This is a genomic window from Roseibacillus persicicus (assembly GCF_014651675.1).
GTDB lineage: Bacteria > Verrucomicrobiota > Verrucomicrobiia > Verrucomicrobiales > Akkermansiaceae > Roseibacillus > Roseibacillus persicicus.
Genome location: NZ_BMXI01000013.1, coordinates 1 through 24,621, shown reverse-complemented (window position 1 = coordinate 24,621; position 24,621 = coordinate 1). Strand labels below are relative to the sequence as shown.

Below are 24,621 nucleotides of genomic sequence, written 5' to 3'. Positions count from 1 at the left end.
AGTTGAGGTTTCATTCAAGACACGAAAAAAAAGGAAATCGATTACAAACCCATTTCCTTATATCCCGCCAGACCAAATCAACTGCGTCCGTTGGGGATTGGCCATTACCGCGCGGTCAAAAGGTCCCTCCTCGTAGGAGGCGATTTGGGGTTCATCGATTTCTATCGAAAGAACCGCCCACTCCCTTTGCTGGGCCGCCACGAGAATCTCGGAATCCGTAAAGCGAAGCCCGGAAGTGAGCATCTTCCCATCTTCCTCCGAGACTGTGAACGAAATCACCGCAGAGCCATCACCCAAGGTTGGTCGATAGGCCAGGTGCACCTCGAGCTCTCGCAAAGAAGCAGGAAGCTCCTTGGCTCCTGTTAGCAGCAAAAACGTTTCCTCGGGGGTGGGCTGGGGAACCCGATAAATGAAGTTCCACCAGACAATCGCAAGCAAAGGCAGCCCCAGGACGGCAACAATCAGGAAGCACCCGATCTTTTTAGGCGCTCCTTTCATGGACATTTACACGCTCACACAATGCAGCACCTGCAGACTCTTACCCTCGGCTTCCCACTGCAGCTGAAAGTCGGATTTGGGGTCGAAGTTATCCGCGGGGAAAGGAGTGACCTCCAACTTGGGGTATTGCGCCAACTCTTCCTCGGCCCACTCAAAGTATTCTTCATGGTCAGTCTTGAAGATAAAGATTCCCCCGGGAACGAGAAGATTGTGCACGGTCTCGAGAAACTCCTGCTGAATCATGCGCCGGCGATGATGCTTGGCCTTGGGCCAAGGGTCGGGACAAACGAGGTGCAATCGCGAGACACTGTTCCGTGGCAGCAGCCACTCGGCGGTGTAAGCGGACTCGAGCCGAAGAACCTTCAGATTGTCGAGACCACGCTCCTTGGCCCCGCGGCAAGTCTTTTGCACCCGCCCTAGTAAACGTTCCACTGCCAGAAAGTTACGGTCCCGGTGATGCTCCGCCAGTGCCAAAGTATAAGAACCGTCTCCTGACCCGAGGTCGACTTCTAATGGAGCCCCATTGCTAAAGATATCTTCCGGCTCGAGGCGGGCATAGTAATCCTCGGGCACGAATTCATGCGGGTAGGGCGGGCGGTAGCGAGGTTCGTTCACGGTGAGGACGAAACCGAAAACCCTTGAGGCTGTGATGGAAAGGAGAAACTTTAGAAAGAGTCTTTTTCGAAAGGAGGAACAAAGAATGCTCGCTAGGTCGTTTCCTCTTTACTTGCTACCCACTAAGCCTGTCTGTTTGTGTCATGAAGTTTATCTTACTAGCTGGTCTGCTGATGACCACCTGCCCACTTCTTCCCGGTCAGGAGCCCCCTAAACCGAATGAAAAGGCCGGGCGATATCATCTCTTATTATTAAAGCGTCCAGATAGCGGAACACTTTTCGATCGGTTTGTAGATTCCTGGCTGGATACCGGTAGTAAGGAAGACTTGGAAACCTTTCTGCAAGCGAGCGCGGAAGAAGGCGGAGCTGCAGAGTGGCGTCTCTTGGCGACCTATCAAGATTGGATGGGGCGCGAGGAACAAGCACTCCGAGCGATGAGCTTAGCTCTCGAAAAGTCGCCCGATTCCGGCGACCTTTTTTTTGCCCGCGCCAAGATGAAGGCTCGCCTGTTAGATTTCGAGGGAGCGCTGGCTGATTTGGAAAAAGGAAAGGCAGAAGCCGGGGAGGAAGCAGCCATCTTGAAAGGAACTTGGCTGGCCCGTGCGGGTCGCCCCCAGGATGCCCTCACGGCTTGGAAGGAAATTCTCGCCGCCCGCCCCGATGACGAAGAGCTGCGGGAAGACCTCATCGAACTGCAAGTCGGAGAGGGACTTTACGAAGAAGCCATCGCCACCGCACGCAGCCTGGCCGAGGGCACCAAGGATCCCTATCAGCGTGCCTTGCGCTGGATGCGCTTGGCCGCCATCGAGATCATGGCGGGCAAGCGCGAGGAAGGAATCGCCACCTATCGCAAGGTGCTGGAGATGACGGGTGAGGACTCTTGGCTGGAGAAAGAGGTGCTCGCACAAGTAGACAAAGTCTTCCGCCGCGATGAAGACATCATGGGCCTACGCGAATTCTACGCCGGCCTGCGCGAGAAGTTCCCCCAGCGGGTCAGCTTGCGCAAAGGCCTGGCCGCCCAGATGGCAGCCAATGGCGAAGTGGAGGAAGCGGTCGCGCTCTTCCGCGAAGTGTTGAAGATCACTCCCGGCGATGTCGCCAACCGCGAAGAATTTATCGCGCTGTTAGAGAACGCCAATCGCTACGACCTGGCCGTCGAAGAGCTGAACGTCATTCTGCGTGACAATGAGAACCAGCCCGCGAACTGGGAACGCATGGCCCGTCTGCGCGATCTGATGGGCGACGCGAAAGGCCTGGAGGAAGCGCTGGAAAAGGTCCGTTCTCTGCGCGCCGTTGATGGACCCGGCGTGGTCGCCACCGCGGCCCTCTTCGAGCGTTATCAAATGCGCGAGAAGGCTGAAGAGATATTACGCAAGGGACACGAGGACTTGCCCGACTCCAATGAAGTTACCGAAGCCTTGGCCTCCTTCCTCGCTTCCATCGATGCCACCGAGGAAGAACAATCCGAAGCCACCCAAATGTGGCTCACCATGGCCAAGGGTGCTGATGCCGAGGGTCTCCTGCGAGTTTCCCGCGCGCTCCTCGCCCATCGCCGCGCAGAAGCCTGCTTCACCCTTCTTTCAGAGCGCATTGCGGAATTTCCCGAGAACTTGCTTTTGCTGAAGCAACTCTGCGACGCCGGCCTCGCCAGCGATCAAGCGAAGGAAGCATTCCCCTATGCTCTCAAGTTGGCCGAGCTCGCCCAGTCCCCTACCGACTTGGCCTCCGCTCTGACCGAGGTCACCCGTCTTTCCCGCCGCCTCGACCTCGAACCCGTGATTCAGAACTTAGAAAAAGCCGAGAGCAAAACCGCCGTGCAGTGGTGCGTGATTGCGGAACTGCGAGAGCTGCAGGGCGATCTGTTAGCCAGCGACCAAGCACTCGCCGAAGCCGCCAAGGTGGGCGATGCCCCCTTGATTCTCAGTCAGAAGGTTCGCCTGTTAGAAGCACGTGATGAGCTGGAGAAAGCCGCTGAAGTGATGCGCGAAATCGTGGCCCTGCCCGGTGGCGAACGCCCGGTCTATTTGCGCAAGCTCGTTTCCCTCCTGGCCGACGCGGGCAAGTGGCAGGAAGCTCTTGCTGAGCTCGAGAACTGGAAGCGGGTCGCCCCCGGCGACAAGGCCGCCTGGTTGCGCCGTGCGGAATTGCTCAACGAAAGTGGCGAACTGGAAGAAGCGGTCAACGAGCTGCGCCGCGCCGTGGCCAAATTCGGCGACGAAGAAGAACTGCGCAGCCGCCTCGCCACCGCGCTGGTCGAAGCAGGAGAATACACCGAGGGCGAGCGCCTCTATCGCAAGCTCTATGAGGAAGCCGAAGACGCCACCGCGAAGGCACGCTGGATTGAGCGCCTCGCTTCTTTGGCCAAACAAGAAAACCGTGTGGACGAACTCCTCAACGAGTTCGAGCGCCGCAAGCGCCGCAACTCGCAGGAGGCCGGTCCGCTACAAGCCCTTGCCGCCATTCACGAGACCCTTGGGGACTACGAGATGCAACGCGAAGCCCTCGCCGAGGCCGTACGACGCAAGCCGAACAACGTGAAGCTGCGTCACCAACTCGCCAGCGTGGAGGAACGCGCCGGCGACCTCGATCGCGCGACCGCCACCTTGCGCGAAGCCGCTCGCCTCGATAGTGGCCCCCAGTCGAGCCAAAAGCTTGCCGAACTCTACTTCCGCAATGGCGAGATTGAGCTGGGACTCGATATCCTTCGAAGCCAACAGAATGGAAATCCCCGCGAAATCGAAGCCACCGCCTTAGCCCTGATGGAACAGGCCGAATGGGAAACCGCTGGCAACTATCTATCAGAATCTAACAGCGAAGACTGGCGGCTGCAGTTTCTCCAAGCCTTTACCAATTACAAATTGGGAGAAAAAGAGGAGGCCCGCGCCCAGCTCATCGCCCTCTGCTCCGTCACCGAAGAGATCGAGGGCCTGTCACCTTTGATTAAGGAGGAACTCTACAAAGGCTGGCGCCAATGGCTGGAGCGCGCAGGAATGCAGCAAGACATCCGGGAGACGACCTTGATGAACGCGATGCAACAGTTCTCCTCCATTTTCTTTCGGATGGGCAACCGGCAGTCCAGCTATCGCATGCGGCGTGGTCGCTCCAGCCAGGCTCGGCAAACACTGCCGGGCACAGCAGAGGAGATGCGCTTTCTGGCATTGGCCACTCTTTACCTCGATGCCACCCGCTTTTCCGTAAAGAACCGGGACGAACTCCTGGACGCCATTCCCTTCCCTAACAGTACATTCGGCAATCGTCTGAAGAACTCCCACCGGCTCAGCAGCTGGACCAAGGAGGAGTTTGAAGCCGGGAGAATCGGCCTCGGAGAAATGGTCCGGATAGCGGGAGCCGACGAGAAATTCGAAGTCAAATTTCTCGAACAGGCAGCCAAAGAGCTAAAGGCGACTGACCCCAATACCGCGGACCTCGCCCTCACTTTTCTCCTGCAACGTCGTCCCGAAAACGGCGGCGAGCTGCTCCTGAAAAAATTGGATCTGTTAGAAGAACTGGAGGACGAACAACGAAGCAATCGCCTCAATCAAATCGCCTCTCTCGTTCTAGGTAACGAGCAGAGTCAGTATGACTACTACGGAGACACACCCGAAATTGGCACAGCACTCAAGGAGCGGAACGCGGTTCGCGAATTTCTCCGGAAGGAACTCGCATCCTGGCCCATTGGTCAGAGACAAAAGGACGAGAGCGAGAACCTCGCCAATGCCGTCTGGTTCAACTCCCTGATCGCTGATGCTTGGAACAGCGGGCGCGCGGCGGAATTCGTCGATCTGGCCAACCGAATGTTCAAGGAACAGGCAGCCACCATCAATCCTGCGAAGTCCGGAATGGTCTACTATCAGGGGCGCTACTACCCCACCTCCGTGCTCAACGGCCAGCAAGACAAGCTCTTCCAGCCACCCGCATTTCCAAGGATTGGGCCCGAGATGCCCCAGACGGTTTATCAACTCCTGCAAGCCCCCCGGCAAACAACGGGACTGCAAGTCGCGGCTGATAATAGTAACACCTTCTTCAAGAAGTGGAGCGCTGCTCATCAGCAAAAGTCCGGGGACGTGGCCGAAGATAACAATACGGAGAAGGAAATGACTCCGGAACTCCTGATGTCTGAAGTCCCTCGTTTGGAATCGCCCCAGATGCGAGTTCTCGCCTGGCGGTGGATGGGAGAGGACGACAAGCTTGCCGAAGAGCTGAAAGCCTTTGAAGAAAGCACCAACGCCACCGACATCCTGACGACTGCCGGCTATTGGTTTCAAAAGGAAGACCTCCAGAAGTCCTATCAACTCTTGGCCAAGGCTCGGCATCTTCCTATGGATAAAATCGAGCGGAATCAAGTCGACGGCCAACTGGCCATGGTCGGCTCCATCCTGGCCCAACAAGGGACCGCTCTCGATGAGCTGGAGGTTGCCCGCCGAGCCATCCTCCGCCTTCGCCGTTCTGCCCGCAGCACGGAAGAAGAGAACGAGCTTGTGGGACCAATGAACGCACTGGGACTTTCCGAGGTGGTCGCCCAAATGCAGGCCGCCCGATTGCGGAAAGGCAGCAGCTCTACCAATAGCACGCGGCGCCAGCTCGGCCGGGGGGTGAGCCCCCGCCTCTCTCGAGCCCTCACAGAAGGCAACATCGATGCCGCCGCCCGGGAGGGTCTCCGCCTCCTTCGCCCCCTCCTCCGAGGTTCGAACAATAGCTGGGAAATCCGCGAAATGGTCGAACGCTATCGCGCAGCCAACCTGATTGACCCCATCCTCAAGCTGGCTCATCCCGGCGAGACTCGCAGCTATAGCCGACGGATGGAATACGTGTCGCTCTGTGAACAGTTGGGGGAAAAGGAACTGGCCAAACCCATTCTCATCGCCCTTGCCGACGAGCGACCCGACGACACGGTCGTGACCGCCAAGTTGTTGCAACACCTCCCGGCCGATCAGATTCTCACCAAAGCCAAGGCTCTCATGAAGCTGGAGACTCTTGATGACTTCGGGCTCTTGGTCGGGGAAATCTCCAAGAACGAAGGGGACGATCCTTTCGAAAGCGAGGTCGAAGACATGGAGTCCGCTCAACGGGCCTTGCAAGGCATCGACCTAACCACGGAATTTCTGAACACGGTATCACCCGACGGGGAAGCCGCCCACAACCTGACCTGGGTGGTTCAGGTCTTGATCAAGTCCGTGCAAGAGTGGGGGCTCGATGACGAAGCGCTGTCCCCCTCCTTCGAAGAAGCCTTCGAACGCAAAGGCGACTTTGAAAAGAAACGACTGCAAAGCACCCGCAACATCCTCCTCGCAGCACTATCCCATCCCCAGACTGCAGCCCAGGCCTTCTACCTGATGGAAGGACACCGAAAGGGCCTTTCCTGGACTGAAGAAGAACTGCTCGAGAGCGCCTTCACTGCCTTGCAGGCCGTCAAGATGTGGAAAGAGGACTCCACCGATCCCCGCACACAATATGTGCGCAACAACCTCTGGACCTTTGTCAGCCAAAATTCCTATCAGGACAGCGACCCGGAGTTGAGCGGTCAAATGCCCGGCGAGTATCTGGCCTCCCACATTCTACTTCGCGAACCGGACGCGGCGGCGGAAGACTTTGCCGCTTTGGAAAAACTGGATCCCACCCAAGCGCGGGTCATCGGGTGGATTCGCCAGATGACAGACCCGGATCCAGCGGTGGCAGAAAAGGCCGTTACCGAATGGAAGAGCCAATTGGACTCGGCAGGCACAGAACGGACCCGGCAGTATGGAAAGTTTCTTCAACTCGCCACCATTGCGAAGGTTCCGCAGGAGCGCATGATGCCCTTGGAGAAAGAATTCTTTCAGGCCATTCGAGAGACCGCTCTCCGCAGCTACGAAGAATTTCCCAGCCTCGCCAAACTCATCCGCACCCGCTCGGAGCAGGAAGGCACTGAAGGAGGGGTCGCTCTCTTGGAAAGCTTCCTTGCCGAGACGGTCGGTCCCCGTGAGCTGTGGGACGAATGGGCCAGGCTTTCCAATCAGGATGTTCTGGACGGCCAACTCGAGATTCTAGCCTACACCATCCAGTCGGTGGGCGAGGACATTTTCGAAGACCCGGGCAGCTTCGCGACCCTCCGGGCCACCCTCAAATTTTCACCTCTGATCGTGAACAACAGCTATGAGATCGGGGAAGGATTCACCCGCGTTCTCCGTTGTCCTACCGTCGCTAGCGCAGAGAAGAAATTGGAGGAGATCGATTTCTGGAACCTCTCTTGGGCGGAACTCGGTGCTCCCGTCGACTTGGACGAAGAAGGTCCTCTCTGGGCGCACGTTTTGGAGGCGGTTCTCGACTACGAACTTCGATCCGACCTGGGCAAGAAGCTCTGCCAAGCCACGGGAGACCGCCGCTTCCGCCAACGCATGGTTGGCGCCCTCATCACCGAGAAGACCGGCTTGCTCGCCAACGAACTGGAGGGAGTGGCCGAGAAACTGATGCAACTCCCCCCCGAGGAACGAGAGGGCTTGGCCACTATTCTACGGATGCCTTACCCCGACCTCTCCATCCCAGGGGCAAAGCCAAAGTCAAAGAAACTACTCGCTCTGCTGGGCCAAGAAAAGAAGGAGGACGTCCTGGCCAATGCCCGCAAACGCATGGAGACCGGCTTCCAAGGGGCGATGCACGATTACACTTTGCGGCAGGAAATTTTCAGCCAAGTCAACAAGCTCATCCCCATCGATTCACAATTCGCTGCGGAGTATTTTGCCGCCGCCCTGACGGAAGAGAAGCCGCAAACCAACAACCGCTTTCAGAGAAGATCGGTCTTCTACTCCGGGGGAAGTTCCCGCGCCACTCGTGAAGACGACCTGTTCCACGAGCTACAGGAGGAGGCCAGTGATCAGGGATTGAGCCTCCAGCACTGGAGCCGCTTTCTGGATGCATTCGACCGCTTGCCCGACGGCCCCCCGCTCAGTGTCGGACACGGCGTTCACTACGACCTTTCGGAGTTCGCCAGCAAGTTCTGGAGCTCCCATCCCAAGCCAAAAAACCTCCAGGGAATCGAAAAGAAGATCTTCAAAGGCTTCCATTGGGACAACGCCATTCGCGCACTGGAAGGCGAGTCCGAGTCCGTCCGCAATACGGCCTATTGGCTCGTCTGGCTGAACGCCTCCAACAACTGGAAGATTGGCAATCTCGGTCAAGACCACCTAACGTGGATGGAATCCAGTAAACTCGCCGAGCGAGATCAAGTTGCCTACAATTGCTTCTCCACCCTCATCGCCATTCGCGATTGGAACGGAATCAAACCCGAGTCTCGGGAGAAAGTCCGCGCGGCCTGGAGCCAAGCTCTTTCCAACCCGGCCCACACCGTTCGCCTGCGGATGGAGCTCGCATGCACCGCTCTCACAGTCGAGCCTCGCATCGCGGAGAGCCCGGAGTGTATCACGGCCATCACCCAACTCTTGGAAGACTATCTCGCGGAGGAACGCTCCCTCCACGCCACCCCAATTCGAAAGCTCTTCATCGGGATCTCCAAACTATCCACTCCCCTTCCGCGCGAGCGCTGGAACAGCTTGGTCGAAGAAAGCAGTAAGGCCTTCCTCCAGCTCGCCTCCCGACCCAACCGCAACTTTTCCAACGACGACAAGGGCGAATTCGCGAGAGCCATCATGCTCCTTTGTCTAAAGGTTGAAAGCTTCAGCTCGGCCAAGAATCTCCTTTCGCTCGCCCGCGAATCACTGCGTGGTGACCTCGAGCTCATCGTCCAATTGGTTGCGGCGGATCAACCTGCTCTCGCCAAGCAACTCTTCACCACTGCGGGCAACCTCTATGAAAAACCAGCGGACAGGCAGTGGAATGCCGAATTGGCCGCCACAGTCGACAAGCTCCTCCCTCTCGTTGCCAATGAGCAAGAACGCTACCGGATCCATTGTGTTCTGGCGTCTCTCCCCAACGGGAAGGGCGATGTCGAGACCACTGTAACCACTCGCCTTGTCGGACTGGCCAAGGAGTTCGAGACCAAAGCGCCCAAGACCCCGCAGTCCCGATTGCAATGTTTGGCTGCCCTCGCCAAGACAAGTAAAACCACGCCTATCCTGAAACAGGAGTTTCAAGAGCTGAGCCAAAGATATCTTCACACGCAGACCGTGCTGCAGAGCCGCATGCCCGGCGACATCTCGGCCGAAAACTTGCAATACATCTTCCGCCGCTACTTTTGGGACACCGCGCGCGCCGGCGATCTCACTCCCCTCGACCGACACATCAAGGCCTTCGCCGTCTCGATCAGCACGGAGGAATACGCCTACCAAACTGAGCGCGAAGCCGCGACTGTTCTCCGCGATATCATCTCAAGCTTCTGCCAGGGATTGGAGGAAAATCCCGACACCCCTCTCTCCCCAGAAGTCTTCGAAATCGCCAAAGGCTGGTATCGTGCCTTTGCGAAAGTCAAAGCCGAGAATAGCCTGGTCACCATCAGGGCTGTTGCGGTGCCCTTCAACCTCCATGCTCTGGGAGGCAAAAGTGAAGAATTCGACAAATGGGTTAGAACCCTACCAAAGGACGAACAGCAACCCTATCTCCAGCAACTGAAACAGCCCCACAAAATGGCCACCAACTGGTCGACCAGCAGCTGGTGGACAAAGAGTGCAAGTTCGGACGTGCGCAAATTCTACTTCAGAAAAATCCTGGACGATCACTTTGCCAGTCGAACTCTCTTCAAAGGCCATCTCTCCACCCGGGAAGTGGCTCGCGAGAAAACCATGACGGAAAAAGAGGAGATCGAAATCTTCGGAAACCCACCCGCAGACCACCCTCAGCGCAATCAATTCCGCTTCGAGATGGGGATCGCCTTGGCCCGCTACCGAAAAGGGCAACAGCAAAATGGAATCACGATGCTGAACGAAACTTTGCAGGAGATGACCGAGGCGGGTGACCCGCAGGAACATTTCTGCCGCGCCGAACTCGCGAGCATCTACGGACAGCGGGCCAAAAATCTACCGCAGGCCATCAAACTCGCGGACCAAGTTGATTGGGATAAAGTTCCGAAGAATCGGCGCGATGCCATCCGTAAACAGATCGACGAGTTTCGAAAGAAAAGGCAGAATGCGCCCAAGCCTAAAGAGGAACAACCCGCTTCAAACAAAAAATGAGTGACTCCAACGCCCACCAATTCCTAAAGGACTTTCGCCGCCGCTGGACCCTTGCCACCGGCCTGCGTGCCGCCCTGTGGTGTCTGGGTGGTGCCATTGCCGCGATGCTGGCCTACGCCCTCTATTGGCGGGTGCAAGGTCATCAGGTCCCGTGGAGCTTCTATCCCGTGCTCGCCTTTTGGGCCCTGGTCATTGCGGGAATGTGGACCCTCGCGCGCAGTCTTTCCCGCCGCGAAGCCGCAGAGAAAGCCGATGCCCATTTCGGTCTGAAGGACGGCTTGGCCTCCACCATGCAATTCGAGGAAGAGGGCCGCGATGGCGAGATCTATCAGCTGCAACGACGGGCGGTGGAAGATCGCTTGCAAGATGAAAAAGTATCGACCGTTCCCCTCGCCGCCCCTTGGAAGGTTGCCTGCTTCTCGGTCGGGGGACTGGCCCTCGCGATCTGGATGGCGACCTTACCGAACAGCGACGCGGTCCAGAACCGGCTCAATGCCGAGCAAGCGATGTTAGAACGCACCGCTACCGTCAAAGAGCAATTGGAAGAGGCGGTGGAAGAACTACTGGAAGACCTCGACGAAGACGAAAAGGCCGCCCTCGACGTGGAGCAGCTCAAGAGCTGGGTCAAGGAACTGGAGGAAACCAAAGACCAGAAAGAAGCCCTACGCCAGCTCGCCCGCTTCGAACAAAAAATCGCCAAAGCCATGCAAGGCCTCGAGGCTCGCAAAGACGAGGAAACCCTCAAGCTGGCGGCCGCCGAACTGGACAAGTCCGACCTCGCTGCCGCCCGCCAACTCGGCAAAAAGTTGGACCTCAAGGAATTCAAGGCCGCCGCCATGGACTTGAAAAACATGAAGCCCTCCGACAAGGATCCCCAGGGCCGCAAGCTCACCAACGAAGAGCGCAAGAAGATGTTGGAGAAACTCCGCGAAGCCACCAAGCGCATGGCAAATGGAGCCAAGGGTCGCAAGAACAACAAGATGCCTCAAGCAGGCAAAGAAGGCGGCAAGGAAATGCAGGACCTCGCCGACCTGTTAGACGAACTCGATGAGGCCGCCGAAGAGTGGGACGAGGAAATGGGCGAGCTAGAAGAAATCGAGGGCGAGTTCGAGGAAGGTGAATTCGATGAAGCGATGGGCAAGTTCATGGGCCGCATGAAAAACCTCGACGCCCGCAAAAAACTGCGCGGCAAGCTCGGCAAAATGCGCCAGAACCTCGGCAAGAGTCAGGGCTTCGTCGCCGGCGGCTCCAGCTCCCTGCAACTTGGCACCGGCGGCTTGAGGCCTGGCAAAGGCACCGACCAACGCCGCCGCGAAGGCGAAACCGAAATGCCCGAGCAAATGGCCGCCGAACGCTTGAAAGGTCAAAAAGGCAGCGGCCCCTCCCAAAGCACCGTCGAAGACGCCGAAAGCGGAACCGGTATCTCCGGCCGCCGCTCAGCCGTGCAAGAACGCACCTTCGCCCGCCAGATGGAAAGCTTCGTCGCCCGCGACGACGTGCCGGAAGAAATGAAGCAAGGGGTTCGGGAGTACTTCGAACGCATTCACGAAGTAGAGACAGGCGCAGGGGAGGAGTGATGCGGAGGTTGACTGGTGACAAGTGGCTTTCCTGACCTTGAAAAACCCAATGTCCAAAAACTCAAAAACCAAACCGAATTACTGAGCTCACACCCAAATCAAAACACCTAAAAAACACGCAACCATTTCCCCAAAAAAAATCCCTCTCAAAAAATTCCTGTCCAATCCTGTTCATCCTGTCCGGAAAAAACACAAAGCATTCGTCCAAAGTAAATTCTGTCCATTCTGTCTAAAAATCACTCAACTCAAATGTCCACTACAACCTCACCCATGGAATCCCGCGCGCGCGAGTTTTCCCAAAAGTTCGCTCTTATCCGACAAGAGGTCGGCAAATTCATTGTCGGCCAGGATGAGGTCGTCGAGAACGTGCTCATCGCCATTCTCTGTGGCGGTCACGTGTTGCTAGAAGGCGTTCCCGGTTTGGGAAAAACGGCCTTGGTCAACACCTTGTCCAAAGCGCTCGACCTCCAGTTCGGCCGCATTCAGTTCACCCCCGACCTTCTTCCCAGCGATGTGGTCGGCACCCAGATTCTCGCTGAAAAAGATGGTCGCCGCGACCTCGTCTTTCAACCCGGGCCAGTCTTCTGCAACATCCTTCTCGCCGACGAGATCAACCGCGCCACCCCCAAGACCCAGAGTGCGTTGTTAGAAACCATGCAGGAGAAGCGCGTCACCGTGGCCAACCAGACCCACACTCTCGACTCTCCCTTCTTTGTGCTCGCCACCCAGAACCCCATTGAGAACGACGGAACCTATCCTTTGCCCGAGGCGCAGCTGGACCGCTTCTTCTTCAAGCTTCAGGTCCCCCTTCCCAGCCACGACGAATTCTCCGAAATCCTCAACCGCACCGGCGGCTCGGTTCAACCCGAGATCACTGCCGTGGCAAACGGTCCCGAGCTCATCGAAATGGGCAAGACCCTGCGCGAGATCCCGATCGAGGCCGGAGTGCAGGACTATTTGGTCAAGGTCGTGCGCCACACCCACCCCGATAACGACAAGGCACCCAAGAAGGTGAAGAACTATCTCCGCCACGGGGCCTCCCCCCGCGCCGCGCAAGCCATCCTCGCCGCTTCCCGGGCCCGCGCTCTGTTAGATGGCCGCTACCACGTGGCTCGCGAGGACATCGATGCGGCCGCCCTGCCCGCCATGCGCCACCGCTTGATTCTTTCCTTCGAAGGAGAAGCCGAGGGCATCCAGCCAGATGAACTGATTCTTTCCGCCATCAAGTCCGCGGGCTAAGTCCTGCGCCCCCTCTGGAACTAAAGACATCGACCTGACCTTGAAAAACCAAGTGCTCAGAAACTCAAGAACCAGAGGACTCCCAACGGACGCCGCTTGTTGAACTCACCGTTCAATCAACATCTCTTTCAATCAGCCTACGGCCTTTCCTAACACATGAGCGAATCTCAATCTACCGGCACTCTCACCAGTCCGGCCTTTATCCAACGACTGGAGTCTCTCTTCCTGCTCGCCCGTCGCGTGTTGGGCGGGACTTTGCAAGCGGATCGAAAGAGTCGAAAGAAAGGCACCGGCATCACCTTTGCCGACTATGCGGAATATCGACTGGGCGATGACTTTCGAGCCATCGACTGGCGCGTTTATGCCCGCTTCGATCAGCTGGTGATCAAACTTTTCGAATTGGAAGAAGACGCGACCATCTACCTCTTGTTCGACAGCAGCCAATCGATGGAGAGCAAGATCCAGACTGCCAAAGAGCTCACCGCGGCGATGGCCTACATCGGGCTCTACTGCCTCGACCGCGTGGCGATTTACGGGATGGCGGATTCCTTGAAGCCGCTGTTAGAACCCGGCCGCGGCAAGGGCAAGGTCTTCCCCATGCTGCGCGCGCTCGAAGAGGCGAAGACCTTTGGCAGCGATACCGACTTCACGGCCTGCGTGCGCGAATTCCAAGCCCGCCATCGCAAGAAGGGCATGGTCATCGTGGTGTCGGACTTTCTCTATCCCAAAGGTTTCGAAGGTGGGTTAAAGAGACTCGCCGGCTTGGGACACGATGTCTTTGCGATTCAAGTTCATGACTCCGCCGACTTGACCTGCGATTGGAAGGGCGACGTCGAAGTGGAATGCATCGAGACCCAAAAGCGGGAGCGCCTGACCGTCACCCGCAAGGAAGCGCAAGCCTACGAGGCGGCCATCACGAAGTGGAACGAGGACCTGCGCAAAGAATGTGCCCGCCGGGGAATCGGACTGGCCGCGACCACCAACGAAGTGCCCTTCGATGAAGTGGTGCAAGGCATTCTCCGGAAAGGAGGCCTTGTCGCATGAACTTTCTCGCGCCCAATTTGCTCTGGGGATTGCTCGCCCTCATCCCGCTCTCCCTCATCTATTTTCTCAAAGTCCGTCCGCGCCGCAAGCAAACCAACGCCTACTTTCTCTGGGAAAAAATCCTGCAGGAAAAGGCGGCCAGCGCGCTCTTTCGCCGCCTGCGGGATGTCCTTTCCCTCCTGCTGATAGCCCTCGTGGTGGCCATGATCGTGATGGCGATGGCCCGACCCAAGGTGCAAACCGATGACGGCCGCGACCTGCTGCTTGTCATCGACCAAAGCCCTTCCATGGCCGCGGGCGACGACCGCGAAACCGTTTTTGAAGAAGCCAAAAAGGAAGCCACCAACATCGTGCGCGCCCTCGACGGCAGCCGCCGTCTGGCAGTGGTGGGACTCGCCGATCGACTGGACTTTGCCAGTCACCTCAGCGACAGCCCCAAGGACCTGTTAGACGCAATCGAGGGCATGAAGCCCTCTCCCGTCCCGATCTCCGAGACCGCCATCCGCGAGGTCAACCGCCTGGCTGACGGTCGCGACTCGCGGGTGATTTTTCTAACAGACGGTCACGGCGGACTGGGTAGCCTGAGCGAAAAGGTCGAGACCATTCGCCTGAAGGGTCCGACTGCCAATGCCGGCATCGTGGCCGCGGACTTGGCCTGGGTGCCCGGGAAAAACGGGGTGGTCTCTTTCTTTTACAAAGTGGCCTCGTCCTTCCCTACGGACAAAAGCGCCGAACTCATCCTCAAGGATGCCACGGGCTCACGCATCCTCCGGGTGATTCCCATCCTCTTGCAATCTGGCATCAGCGAGGGCGAAACGATTGAGGTGGGCGAAATGGTCGCGGGCAGCTGGGTCGCCGAGCTGGAAGTCGCCGACTCCCTCCCCGCCGATAACACCGTGGTGATGGGTCTCAATGAACAGCGGCGCATTCGCGTGGCGGTCTCCTCCGACCAACCCTATTTCTTCGAACGCAGTCTGGAAGCCTTTGCCCAAGCGGGCGGACTCCAGATGGCAGAGGTCGAATCCGCTGAGGTTCTTCTCACCGACCAAGGAGCGGCCACCAGCCTGCAGCAAATTGTCTTTCGTCCCGAGGGCGAGTCGGTCTGGTGGCAGGATTTAGGAGAAGCGTTGGAGCAACCGGTGCCGCTCATCAAAGCCGAGGGCCACCCCCTCTTGCGTCACCTCGAAGCCGAGAGCATCAACTTTTCTGGAGCACGCCAACTGACCGCCCCGGAAGGCTCCGTTGTGCTCGTCGAGTCGGAATCCGGAATTCCCCTGCTCTACAAAGCCCGCGCCGACGGCATGGAAGCCATTGTGGTGAACCTCGATCCCTCGGTGGCGGAGTTCTTTCTGTCTCCCTGGTTCCCCGTGCTGATCTACGACGGCGCGCTGAACCTCACCGGAGAAGAAGCTTCCTTGCGCACGGTTTACCCCGTCGGTTCGCGCATCGACTTCCCCGGCGAAAGTGAGAGCCCTGCTCTCTGGACCAATCCCAAGGGCCAAGTCGCCCGAACCACCAGCGGCGAACTGCGCCAGACCGGACTACACCGTCTCCAATTGGGGGCGGACCAACGGGTCTTTGGAGTCGGTCTACTGCGAAGCGAAGAGACTCTGTTAGATGGGAGCGGACCTGCTGCCTCGGACGCTCAACTGGAGCGCGGTCGCATGCTGGGTTGGTGGCTGCTGGCCATTGCCCTCGTATTCGTGTGCGTGGAATCCATTCTTTACCATCGGAGAAAACTAGGATGATCGAATTCTTAACCCTGACCCCACTGTGGGCCCTACTACTGATTCCGGTTCTCGGAGCCGCCTTTTTCGTCTCTCTGGTGGATCGACCACCGCTGATGAAGTGGGCCAGTTTCCTTTGCCGCATCTTCGCGGTGCTCTTGCTCATCTTTGCCCTTTGCCGTCCCTTCTGGGTTCGCAAGAGCGACGACCTGCACCTCGTCTATCTGTTAGACGCCTCGGAGTCCGTCGAGGCCACCGCCCTGCGCGAGGCTTTGCAAGAAATTGAGAAAGCGAACTCACGACTCACCGCCGATGATAGCTGGAGCCTCTTCCTCTTTGGGGCAACGGCCAAGGCCATGACTCCCGAGGAGGTCGAGACCTTCGTGGTAGAATGCGAGAAGGGTCAGGCGGATGCCGCTTTCCGTTCCGCCAGCGACCTGGAGGGAGCACTCTCCGAGATTCGATTGGCCTTTCCCGCCAACAAAGCGCGCCGGGTGGTGGTCTTTTCCGATGGAGCGGTCGAGGGCAACCTGGACCGCGTGATGGCACAACTGAAGGATGAGCAAACCGACCTGCGTTTCCGCAAAATGCCGGGGCGCACCGAGCCCGAGGCAGCGATCGAGGAATTCGAAGCTCTCACTTCCGTAGCCTTCGAGGGCGAGCTCACCCGTTTGCGTGTGCGCCTGATGGCGAACAAGACCATGAAGGCAAACCTGCGAATTCTCCATCGCGGGGTGGCAGTGGCCGAAAAAGGAGTCGAGCTAGTAGCAGGAAAAACCACGGTCGAAAATGTCGACGTCGAGATGGTCACTGCCGGGGAAAGCGTCTGGGAAGCCGAGCTGGTCCCCGAGGAAGACCACTTTGCCATCAACAACAAAGCCGCCCTCACAATCTCGGTGCGCGGCCGTCCCCGCGTGCTCGTGATTCATGACGAAAGCGAGAAGATGCGCGCGGCAGCACGCTCCTTGCGGGAGCAGGGTATCGAGCTGGACCTGCGCGGCGCTCGCGGATTGCCGGACTCCCTGCGCGGGATGCTGGCCTTTGATGGAATCGTGTTAGCCGATGTCCCGGCGACCTCTTTGCGGCCCGAGCAGATGCGCTGGCTCAATGACTACGTCACGAAGTTCGGAGGCGGACTGGTGATGCTGGGTTCTGAGAATTCTTTCGGCATCGGCGGCTATTACCGCACTCCGGTGGAAGACGTCCTGCCCCTCGTTTCGCGCTTTGAAAAGGAGAAGGAAAAGCCGTCCCTCGCGATGGTGCTGGTGATCGACAAGTCGGGCTCCATGAGCGGCGAACCCATCGTGATGGCGCGACAAGCAGCGCGGGCAACGGCAGAACTGCTGAGCGGACGCGACCAGATTGCGGTGCTTGGATTCGATAGCCAGCCGCAGTTGATTTGTGATCTCACTATGGCCAGCGCGCAGGCGCAAATTGCGAGCGCCATTGATTCCCTGGAAGCGGGTGGAGGCACCGACTTGCAACCAGCGATGGTGCAAGCGCGGGAAATTTTGGAAGGAGCTTCCGCAAAAATCAAACACGTCATCGCGATGACTGATGGCCAAACCGAGCCCGCCAACCTGGTGGAGCTTTCCCAAGAAATGGCTGATGCCGGCATGACGGTCTCGACCGTGGCCTTGGGCGGAGGAGCGGCGGGAGGTCTACTATCCGAGATGGCCGATGCTGGTCGGGGACGCTACTACGAAGCGGCCGAGGCGCAGGAGGTCCCTCAGATTTTCACCCGCGAGACGATGCAGGCTTCGCGCTCGGCGATCAAAGAGGACCTCTACGCCAGCGCGCCGGTGACGGACCATCCCATGATGGCGGGCTACGAATCGGTGGAATTTCCTTTCGTGCTCGGCTACGTGATGACCCGCGCCAAGCCAACCGCGCAAGTTCTCCTCGCGGCGGAATCGGGAGATCCTCTCCTGGCGGTGGGGCGTTTCGGACTGGGGACTGGGGTCGCTTTTACTGCCGATTTGACTGAACGCTGGGGCGGCGAGTGGCTGGCTTGGGAAGGCTTCGGAAGCTTCTGGGCGCAGATTTTGCGGGGGTCATTGAAGAAGGACAACTCAGTCGGACTCGGTGCCAAAGGCGAGGTCGCCAACGGTCGCTGGCAGGTCGAGGTCCTGCGCAACGATGAAGCCGGTCGCCCCTTGGGAGCGGTAGAATGGGACGCTGAAGTCTTTGACGAAAACGGCAAAAGCCGCCCGGTCGAGCTGCAGGAAGTGGGCTTGGGGCGTTACTTTGCCTCAGTGGAAATCGGAAATGCCCAGCGCCTGGCGATGCGGCTCACCGACTCCGTGCACGGCAAGAGCAAGACTCTACAATGGGCCGCCTCCTACCCGGCGGAGTATCGCTTGAAGCAAGAGCTCCCCGCTCAGATTGCGACGACAATTCCCTTCGAAAGTGCGAAGATTCGCGAAGGCTATCAGGAGGTTCGCGTGCGACGCTCCGCGCTCCCTTGGTTCGGATTCGGTGCCTTGCTTTTCCTGATGGCCGGCTTGGTTCTGAGACGGATTTAAAAGGGTGCCCAGCGGACCGCGAGTGCCCCCACTCGCCCCCGTGGCTCGGTGGTGCACTGGAGTTTCTTTCGTGGGATTTTTTGGGGCAACGCAGGGAGAGCTTTTTGGAGGTCCTCACTCCCTGCTTCGGAGCGACCCATTGGTCGAGCAAGCAAGCTTTGCTCAACCCGGGGCGGTCGATGAACGAACCCATCCTCCTCAGAGCGGCAGCAAGCGGCGCGCACTCCAGAAGATCAACCCCGTTTCAGCTTTTCCCGCAAAGTTAGCCGGGTGATGCCCAGCCAGCGGGCCGCTTTGGACTGATTGCCTCCGCTGCGTTCGAGTGCTTCGCGAATGGTGATCTGCTCCGCTTCTTCCACCACTTTGCGAAGCGCATTTCCCTCACCGGATTGTTCGGCCTCTGCGATCGCTTCTTCGGCCAACTCTTGCAGGGAGCAAACCGAGACGGACTGCGTCTGCGTCAAATATTCCACGAGGTCTTCTCGACCAATCACAAGGTCCCGGCGCTTGAGGAGGGCGCGACGAAGAACATTCTGCAACTGCCTCACATTCCCAGGCCAAGGCTGACGCGCAAGGTAGGAAAGCGCTTCTTTGGAAATCTTCCCCGTCACCCCCAGTTCGTCTCCCATCTGGGCCAAAAAATAGCGCGCTAACAACTCAACATCCCCCAATCGATCCCGCAAAGGAGGCAAAGCCAAACTGGCGGCCTGCAGACGATAGAGCAGGTCTTCGCGAAAGGTCCCCTCCTCCACCATCTTTTCGAGCGGCTGATGAGTGGCGGCAATCACCCGAACGTCGATGGGCACCTCCCCCCGACCACCCACGCGTTCGATGCACTTCTCTTGCAAGACACGCAGCATCTTGGCCTGCAACGGAAGGCTCATGTCGCCAATCTCGTCGAGGAAAAGGGTGCCGCCATTCGCTTGCTCGAACTTTCCTTTCCGCGCCACGGTGGCTCCGGTAAAGGCGCCTTTCTCATAACCAAACAACTCGCTCTCCAACAGATTCTCGGGAATTGCGGCACAATTCACCACGATGAGCGGTCGGTGGGCTCGGTGACCGTGGGTCCACAGCGCACGCGCCACCAGCTCCTTGCCAGTGCCCGTCTCCCCCCGAACCAGAACAGTCACGGGGGTGGCCGCCAACTTGGCGATATCGCGATAGACCTTGCCCATCGCGCGACTGGTCCCCATCAAATCGCCATTTCCGCTTTCCTTGAGGCCCACCTCAAAGGAGTCCTCATCCCCCGCGCTCGCCACCGCCTCCCCGACCAAGGCCAGGAGCTCGGCCTCATCATAAGTGCTGGGCAAAAAATCAAAAGCCCCCGCCTGCACCACCTCGATGGCCTCCGCGCTGCCTTCCGCCCGTCCCACCACGAGAATAGGAACCAGAGGCGCATCCCCTTTCAAGCGATTCAGCCCTTCCAAATCCAATCCCATGATCACCAAGCCCACGGAGTCCCTCTCCACCGCTTGCAACGCCTCCTCCTGACTGCCGACTTGAGCCACGGAATAGCCGCCGGAATCCAGCGTGGTAGCGAGCGAAGTTCGGGTGGTGGATTCGTCCATCCATATCAAGACCAAGGTCATCTCCAAAAATCCTATTCAATTGCGGCATCTTGGTCCAAAACAGAATGCGCCTCCGGGCAACTCCTTCGACTCCATGACATCTTCCGGCATCCTCTATCTCGTCTCCGGCCCCTCAGGTTCGGGCAAAACTACCTTGTGCCGCCGTTTGGCGCTGGAAGGGCTCGCCCACTACTCCACCTCCTGCACCACCCGCACTCCGCGCGAGGGCGAGGTCAACGGGCGGGACTATTACTTTCTGACCGTTCCCGAGTTCCAAGAGGAGATCGCGAACGAGGCTTTTCTGGAACACGCCGAGGTTCATGGCAATTTCTATGGCACCCTCCTTTCCGAAGTGCTGACTTTCCTCGATCAGGGCAAAGATGTCGTGATGGACATCGACGTGCAAGGCGCGGAACAAGTCCGGCTGCACCCCAATGAAAAGATTCAACAAGCACTTCTCGACCTCTTCGTGATGCCCGCGACCGATGAGGAACTGGAACTGCGTTTGCGCGGTCGCGGCACCGATCCCGAGGACGTCATCGCCCTGAGACTCAAGAACGCTCGTGAGGAAGTGGAGCATTGGCCCAAGTATTCCTACCGGCTACTTTCCACCGACAAGGAAAGCGACTACACTCTCTTCAAGAATCTTCTGCTGACCCAACGGCTGCACACCTCGCGGCAAAAGGATTAACTACTATGAATATCGTACTTGGCATCACGGGTTCCATTGCCGCCTACAAGGCCGCTGACCTGACTTCCCAATTGGTGAAAGCCGGACACGAAGTCCATTGCGTGATGACCAAGGCCGCCACCGAGTTCATCACCCCCCTCACCCTGCAAGTTCTTTCCCGCGAACCCGTCCTCGTCTCTTTGGAGGATGAGAAGAATTCCTGGAAGCCCGGGCACATCGAATTGGCCGACAACGCCGATCTCTTTCTAGTCGCACCACTGTCCGCCGATACCTTGGGGAACTTTGCCAACGGACTCGCGCCGGATCCGCTCTCTTCCATCTATCTCGCTTTGCCACCTGAGACCCCGGTCCTTCTTGCTCCGGCGATGAATGGCAAGATGTGGCAACACCCCGCCACCCTTCGCAATATCGAACAGTTGAAAGAAGACGGCTGCCAGTTCATTGACCCCGCCAAGGGAGACCTAGCCTGTGGGTATCAGGGAGTCGGACGACTAGCCCCCGTGGAAGAAATTCTCGCGGTGGTGGAGGGTTGTTAGAAAAATCGTCATGACCATTCTCATCACAGCGGGTCCGACCCGCGAAGCGATCGACCCCGTGCGCTACCTGACCAATCGCTCATCGGGCAAGATGGGCTACGCATTGGCTGACGCCGCTGCGCAGAAGGGTCACCGCGTGATTCTGGTATCCGGCCCCACCGAAATCGACGTGCCCGATGGCATTGACTTTATCCCCACTGAGTCCGCCGCTGACATGTATCAGGCTGTCGAATATTGGATTGGAAAGGCAGATATCGCCATCTTTGCAGCAGCTGTTGCCGATTATCGGCCGGCGCAGATTGCGGAACAGAAGATTAAAAAGTCAGGAGACACCCTCACTCTGGAATTGGTTCGCAATCCGGACATCCTCGGATCCGCTCGCTCTACTTTTGGATTCAACGGCGTGTTAGTTGGCTTCGCCGCCGAAACCGAAGACGTGGAAGAGAATGCCCTCGGCAAGCTCGAGCGCAAAGGTTGCGACCTCGTGGTAGCTAACGATGTCAGCCGAAAAGACATTGGCTTTGACTCCAACGAAAACGAAATCCTCCTCGTCTATCCCGATCGCATTGTTCCCTTGGAAAAGGCCTCCAAGCACCACCTGGGGCACCAGTTGATTGAAGTTGTGGAAGGAATGATAACTCCTTCGAATCATCAGTAAGCAGCTCCCAGCAGCGGGTGGTTCCGGATCGAGAGTTCTTTTCCTCCCCTTCTGCCGTTCGGAGATATAAGCCGTTTCGTTTTTAGCTTTTTCTTTTTTCGTTTTTCCCAAAGTCCGCTTAGGGTGGCGTCCCCCAAAAACGTTATGCTTCCTTGGTTTTCAGATGGTCAGTTTCCGCTCTTTCTCGCTCCCATGGCGGGAGTGACCGACGTGACGTTTCGCACCATCTGCAAAGAGATGGGAGCAGACGTCATGGTCACCGAGTTCGTCTCTGCGGAAGGCATCATGCAAGCGGACCATCGCACGCGCAAATATACCGAGTTCACTGACGGGCAACGGCCAGTCGGCGTGCAGCTATTCGGCGCGGATGGGGTTCGAATGGGCGAAGCGGCCAAGAAAATCATCGACTGGAAGCGGCCAGACTTCATCGACATCAACTTTGGCTGCCCAGTCAACAAGGTGGTCTCCAAGAACGGAGGTTCGTCTCTTTTAAAAGACTGTCCCCTCCTTGCGGCGACGGCGCGCGGAATCGTAGCTGCAGTGGGCGATCAAGTTCCGGTCACTGCGAAGATTCGTGCGGGGTGGGACTTGACCACGATCAATGCGGAGGAAGTCTGCGGGATTCTGGAATCAGAAGGCATCGCCAGCATCGCCGTCCATGGCCGTACCCGGTCGCAAGGCTATTCGGGTGAGGCCGATTGGAACGTCATCGATTTAGCTGCTCGTTCAGTTGGCATTCCAGTGGTTGGTAACGGCGACATCACAAGTGGCGAAATCTTGGCCAAGCGGAAAGAGGAGACCGCAGTATCGGGAGTGATGATAGGGCGAGCAGCAATGCAAAACCCCTGGATTTTCAAAGAAGCCAAGCACTTCCTCCAGACCGGAGAAACCTTACCTCCCCTCCCTGTCGAAGAACGGTGGCCGCTGATTTTCCGCCACTGCCGACTAGCCACAGAGTCCGATCGATACGGTGACGAGCGCCACACCATGATGGCGATGCGGTCGCGACTGATGGCCTATTGCAAAGGTTTCCCAGGGTCGAAGGCTCTGCGGCGTCAGTTGTCGCAAGTGGAATCGGTGGCCCAGTTAGAGGACTTGGCAGCAGAGCATCTTGTGATGGAGCATCACGACGAAGACTTGACCACATCAACTGGAACGGCTTCCACCTGAATTTTGACCAAGATTAGTTCGCACACGAAATTCTCAGGAATTGTCCAAGGCACTGACTGAGGTTGCTTTACTAGCAATAGTGTGTTCATTTGGCACTTCTCCCTGAGAACATTTAAATGAAATCCCTAACCAAGATCCTTGCCGGAGCCGCTGCAGCGGCTGGAGTAGTTTTCCTAAGCTCATGTGGTTCAACGCCATCCACGACCTCAAACTCACCTGGAACCGCATTTTCCTTCGATCCGCCTGTAACGCAGCCGACAAATCGCTCTGCCGTTAAGATCGCGATCAGCACTTCCGCCCAAAAAATGTATATCGTCGAAGGTGATAAGGTTCTTTTGGCAAGTCCGGTGGCAGTAGGCAAGGCCTCGAGCCCGACTCCCAAAGGGACCCACCGTATCACTTCAAAGACCAAGCACCGTCGCCGTCAAAGCCAGCCCGGAGCCGGCTATCCAATGACCTATTGGATGTCATTCTATAGCCCAGCCTACGGGATGCACTGGGGTTTCGTGAAGCCATACCCTTGCACCGCAGGTTGTGTGCGCATGCCTCTGAACACTGCGCGCAAGGCATTTGATATTGTGAGCGTGGGAACCCCCGTCAATGTATCCAGCACCCAGCCTTGGGATGCGACCGTTGGAGCGAAGCTCCCACGACTTGATGACTCTCCGCTTCCCAACCCTCCTATGTCCTATATGAAGAGCAGCAAGGTTTTCACCGATGCTGATCAAGGTAAAATGTGGACGTTCTAATTGCTCCTAAGTATTAATTTGAAAAAGGCGGGCCAAAGGTCCGCCTTTTTTGCGTTCGAGTATGCCGTTCATCCTTTCTGGACGATTCGTCAGATTAGAGTTCTGACGAATTCAGAACAGTTCATAGGGTAGAAATAGCTCTCGGCAACTCGTGCGGATACGCAATGCAGCATTTTGCTCCTGCTTCATTCAGTTCGGCTTCGGAGCCAAAGCCCCAAAGAACCCCAACTCCCAGCAGGTCATTTGCTCGAGCGCCGGCCATATCGTATTTTCGATCGCCGACCATAATGGTCTCGGTACTATTCAGTGTTTCTCGTTCAATGATCCGATTGAGCAGTGCGGCCTTGTCGGATGGTGAGTTCTCAGACTTGCTCCCATCAATGTGGTGAAAGTAGGACTGTAAGCCAAGATGGTGAATCAATCGTTTGGCGAGGGGTTCGGATTTCGCGGTCGCTACTCCCAAAGTGTGGCCATTGTTTCTCAGAGTTCCTAAAATCTCAGGAAACCCTGGATAGACCTCACATTCGTAGAGACCGGTTTCCTGATATCGTTCGAGGAAAAAAGCAATCGCTTGTTCGATGACTTCCGGCTCGTTGGGCGGAAGGTAAGGCTGAAAGCTGATCCCCAGCGGCGGCCCGATGAAGGACCTTAGCTCCTGAATCGGCGGAACCTCTTTACCCATCTTACGAAAAGCAGATTCAAGGCTACGGAAGATTCCTGTCGAAGAGTCGACAAGGGTACCATCAAGATCGAATAAGATGTGCATTTCGTTGTTTAGGAAGCGTTTGGTCTATCTTCTCGATTGAGACTTGGGGAGAGCAGTGAGAAAGCGCCTGAAACGCGGGCAAAAAAAGAGCCCGACTTCGTCGTTAGACGAAATCGGGCTTATAACTGGCGACGACCTACTCTCACAGGACCTATCG

Annotated in this window: 15 protein-coding genes; 11 read left to right on the top strand and 4 right to left on the bottom strand. The window is 57.5% G+C overall.

Going from position 1 to position 24,621, the window contains the following annotated elements:
• Positions 1 to 57: 57 nt before the first annotated feature.
• Together IE099_RS14715 and trmB are read right to left on the bottom strand one after the other, a co-directional pair.
• A complete protein-coding gene (locus IE099_RS14715) occupies positions 58 to 498 on the bottom strand; it encodes a hypothetical protein (RefSeq protein ID WP_189571312.1) in 441 nt (146 codons plus the stop codon).
• Positions 499 to 504: 6 nt separating this feature from the next.
• Positions 505 to 1,113, bottom strand: coding sequence for a tRNA (guanosine(46)-N7)-methyltransferase TrmB (trmB, locus tag IE099_RS14710; RefSeq protein WP_189571309.1), 609 nt, complete (start codon positions 1,111 to 1,113; stop codon positions 505 to 507).
• 143 nt (positions 1,114 to 1,256) lie between these two features.
• Here trmB and IE099_RS14705 point away from each other — a divergent pair, with 143 nt between their 5' ends.
• From IE099_RS14705 to IE099_RS14680, 6 genes are all read left to right on the top strand, one after another.
• Entirely contained in the window at positions 1,257 to 10,214 is an 8,958-nt protein-coding gene (locus IE099_RS14705; RefSeq protein WP_189571306.1) for a tetratricopeptide repeat protein, read from the top strand.
• Positions 10,211 to 11,791 (top strand): hypothetical protein, encoded by a 1,581-nt coding sequence (locus IE099_RS14700; RefSeq protein WP_189571301.1) that lies wholly within the window; start codon positions 10,211 to 10,213, stop codon positions 11,789 to 11,791. Before IE099_RS14705 ends, IE099_RS14700 begins: the two co-directional genes overlap by 4 nt.
• A 249-nt stretch (positions 11,792 to 12,040) precedes the next feature.
• Positions 12,041 to 13,030 carry an AAA family ATPase gene (locus IE099_RS14695; protein ID WP_189571298.1) on the top strand — a complete coding sequence of 330 codons (990 nt, stop codon included), beginning with the start codon at positions 12,041 to 12,043 and terminating at the stop codon, positions 13,028 to 13,030.
• A gap of 156 nt (positions 13,031 to 13,186) precedes the next feature.
• A complete protein-coding gene (locus tag IE099_RS14690) occupies positions 13,187 to 14,074 on the top strand; it encodes a DUF58 domain-containing protein (RefSeq protein WP_189571295.1) in 888 nt (295 codons plus the stop codon).
• Positions 14,071 to 15,822 (top strand): vWA domain-containing protein, encoded by a 1,752-nt coding sequence (locus IE099_RS14685; protein ID WP_189571292.1) that lies wholly within the window; start codon positions 14,071 to 14,073, stop codon positions 15,820 to 15,822. Before IE099_RS14690 ends, IE099_RS14685 begins: the two co-directional genes overlap by 4 nt.
• Positions 15,819 to 18,326 carry a VWA domain-containing protein gene (locus tag IE099_RS14680; RefSeq protein ID WP_189571289.1) on the top strand — a complete coding sequence of 836 codons (2,508 nt, stop codon included), beginning with the start codon at positions 15,819 to 15,821 and terminating at the stop codon, positions 18,324 to 18,326. The genes IE099_RS14685 and IE099_RS14680 overlap by 4 nt, the downstream gene beginning before the upstream one ends.
• 233 nt (positions 18,327 to 18,559) lie before the next feature.
• Here IE099_RS14680 and IE099_RS14675 read toward each other — a convergent pair whose 3' ends face one another.
• The gene (locus IE099_RS14675; protein WP_189571286.1) at positions 18,560 to 19,894 is read right to left on the bottom strand and encodes a sigma-54-dependent transcriptional regulator; all 1,335 of its coding nucleotides are present in this window, start codon (positions 19,892 to 19,894) and stop codon (positions 18,560 to 18,562) included.
• On the opposite strand from IE099_RS14675, the gene gmk reads away from it, so the two are divergent.
• From gmk to IE099_RS14650, 5 genes are all read left to right on the top strand, one after another.
• Positions 19,857 to 20,585 (top strand): guanylate kinase, encoded by a 729-nt coding sequence (gene gmk / locus IE099_RS14670; RefSeq protein WP_229809534.1) that lies wholly within the window; start codon positions 19,857 to 19,859, stop codon positions 20,583 to 20,585. The genes IE099_RS14675 and gmk overlap by 38 nt on opposite strands.
• Before the next feature lie 5 nt (positions 20,586 to 20,590).
• Complete coding sequence (locus IE099_RS14665; protein ID WP_189571283.1) at positions 20,591 to 21,121, top strand: flavoprotein; 531 nt, start codon at positions 20,591 to 20,593, stop codon at positions 21,119 to 21,121.
• Between the two features lie 10 nt (positions 21,122 to 21,131).
• On the top strand, positions 21,132 to 21,779 hold the full coding sequence (locus IE099_RS14660) for a phosphopantothenoylcysteine decarboxylase domain-containing protein (protein ID WP_189571281.1): 648 nt from the start codon (positions 21,132 to 21,134) through the stop codon (positions 21,777 to 21,779).
• Between the two features lie 144 nt (positions 21,780 to 21,923).
• Complete coding sequence (dusB, locus tag IE099_RS14655; RefSeq protein WP_189571278.1) at positions 21,924 to 22,949, top strand: tRNA dihydrouridine synthase DusB; 1,026 nt, start codon at positions 21,924 to 21,926, stop codon at positions 22,947 to 22,949.
• A 116-nt stretch (positions 22,950 to 23,065) separates the two neighbouring features.
• Positions 23,066 to 23,698: a L,D-transpeptidase gene (locus IE099_RS14650; protein WP_268244925.1), complete on the top strand. Its 633-nt coding sequence runs from the start codon at positions 23,066 to 23,068 to the stop codon at positions 23,696 to 23,698.
• Between the two features lie 121 nt (positions 23,699 to 23,819).
• Here IE099_RS14650 and IE099_RS14645 read toward each other — a convergent pair whose 3' ends face one another.
• Positions 23,820 to 24,464, bottom strand: a complete 645-nt coding sequence (locus IE099_RS14645) for an HAD hydrolase-like protein (RefSeq protein WP_189571271.1) — start codon at positions 24,462 to 24,464, stop codon at positions 23,820 to 23,822.
• Between the last annotated feature and the right edge of the window lie 157 nt (positions 24,465 to 24,621).

What these genes read in the sequence shown, in the direction of transcription:
- IE099_RS14715 (WP_189571312.1), bottom strand. Translation starts at nt 498, where the DNA reads ATGAAAGGAGCGCCTAAAAAGATCGGGTGCTTCCTGATTGTTGCCGTC.
- IE099_RS14705 (WP_189571306.1), top strand. Translation starts at nt 1,257, where the DNA reads ATGAAGTTTATCTTACTAGCTGGTCTGCTGATGACCACCTGCCCACTT.
- IE099_RS14700 (WP_189571301.1), top strand. Translation starts at nt 10,211, where the DNA reads ATGAGTGACTCCAACGCCCACCAATTCCTAAAGGACTTTCGCCGCCGC.
- IE099_RS14695 (WP_189571298.1), top strand. Translation starts at nt 12,041, where the DNA reads ATGTCCACTACAACCTCACCCATGGAATCCCGCGCGCGCGAGTTTTCC.
- IE099_RS14690 (WP_189571295.1), top strand. Translation starts at nt 13,187, where the DNA reads ATGAGCGAATCTCAATCTACCGGCACTCTCACCAGTCCGGCCTTTATC.
- IE099_RS14685 (WP_189571292.1), top strand. Translation starts at nt 14,071, where the DNA reads ATGAACTTTCTCGCGCCCAATTTGCTCTGGGGATTGCTCGCCCTCATC.
- IE099_RS14680 (WP_189571289.1), top strand. Translation starts at nt 15,819, where the DNA reads ATGATCGAATTCTTAACCCTGACCCCACTGTGGGCCCTACTACTGATT.
- IE099_RS14675 (WP_189571286.1), bottom strand. Translation starts at nt 19,894, where the DNA reads ATGGACGAATCCACCACCCGAACTTCGCTCGCTACCACGCTGGATTCC.
- IE099_RS14665 (WP_189571283.1), top strand. Translation starts at nt 20,591, where the DNA reads ATGAATATCGTACTTGGCATCACGGGTTCCATTGCCGCCTACAAGGCC.
- IE099_RS14660 (WP_189571281.1), top strand. Translation starts at nt 21,132, where the DNA reads ATGACCATTCTCATCACAGCGGGTCCGACCCGCGAAGCGATCGACCCC.
- dusB (WP_189571278.1), top strand. Translation starts at nt 21,924, where the DNA reads ATGCTTCCTTGGTTTTCAGATGGTCAGTTTCCGCTCTTTCTCGCTCCC.
- IE099_RS14650 (WP_268244925.1), top strand. Translation starts at nt 23,066, where the DNA reads ATGAAATCCCTAACCAAGATCCTTGCCGGAGCCGCTGCAGCGGCTGGA.
- IE099_RS14645 (WP_189571271.1), bottom strand. Translation starts at nt 24,464, where the DNA reads ATGCACATCTTATTCGATCTTGATGGTACCCTTGTCGACTCTTCGACA.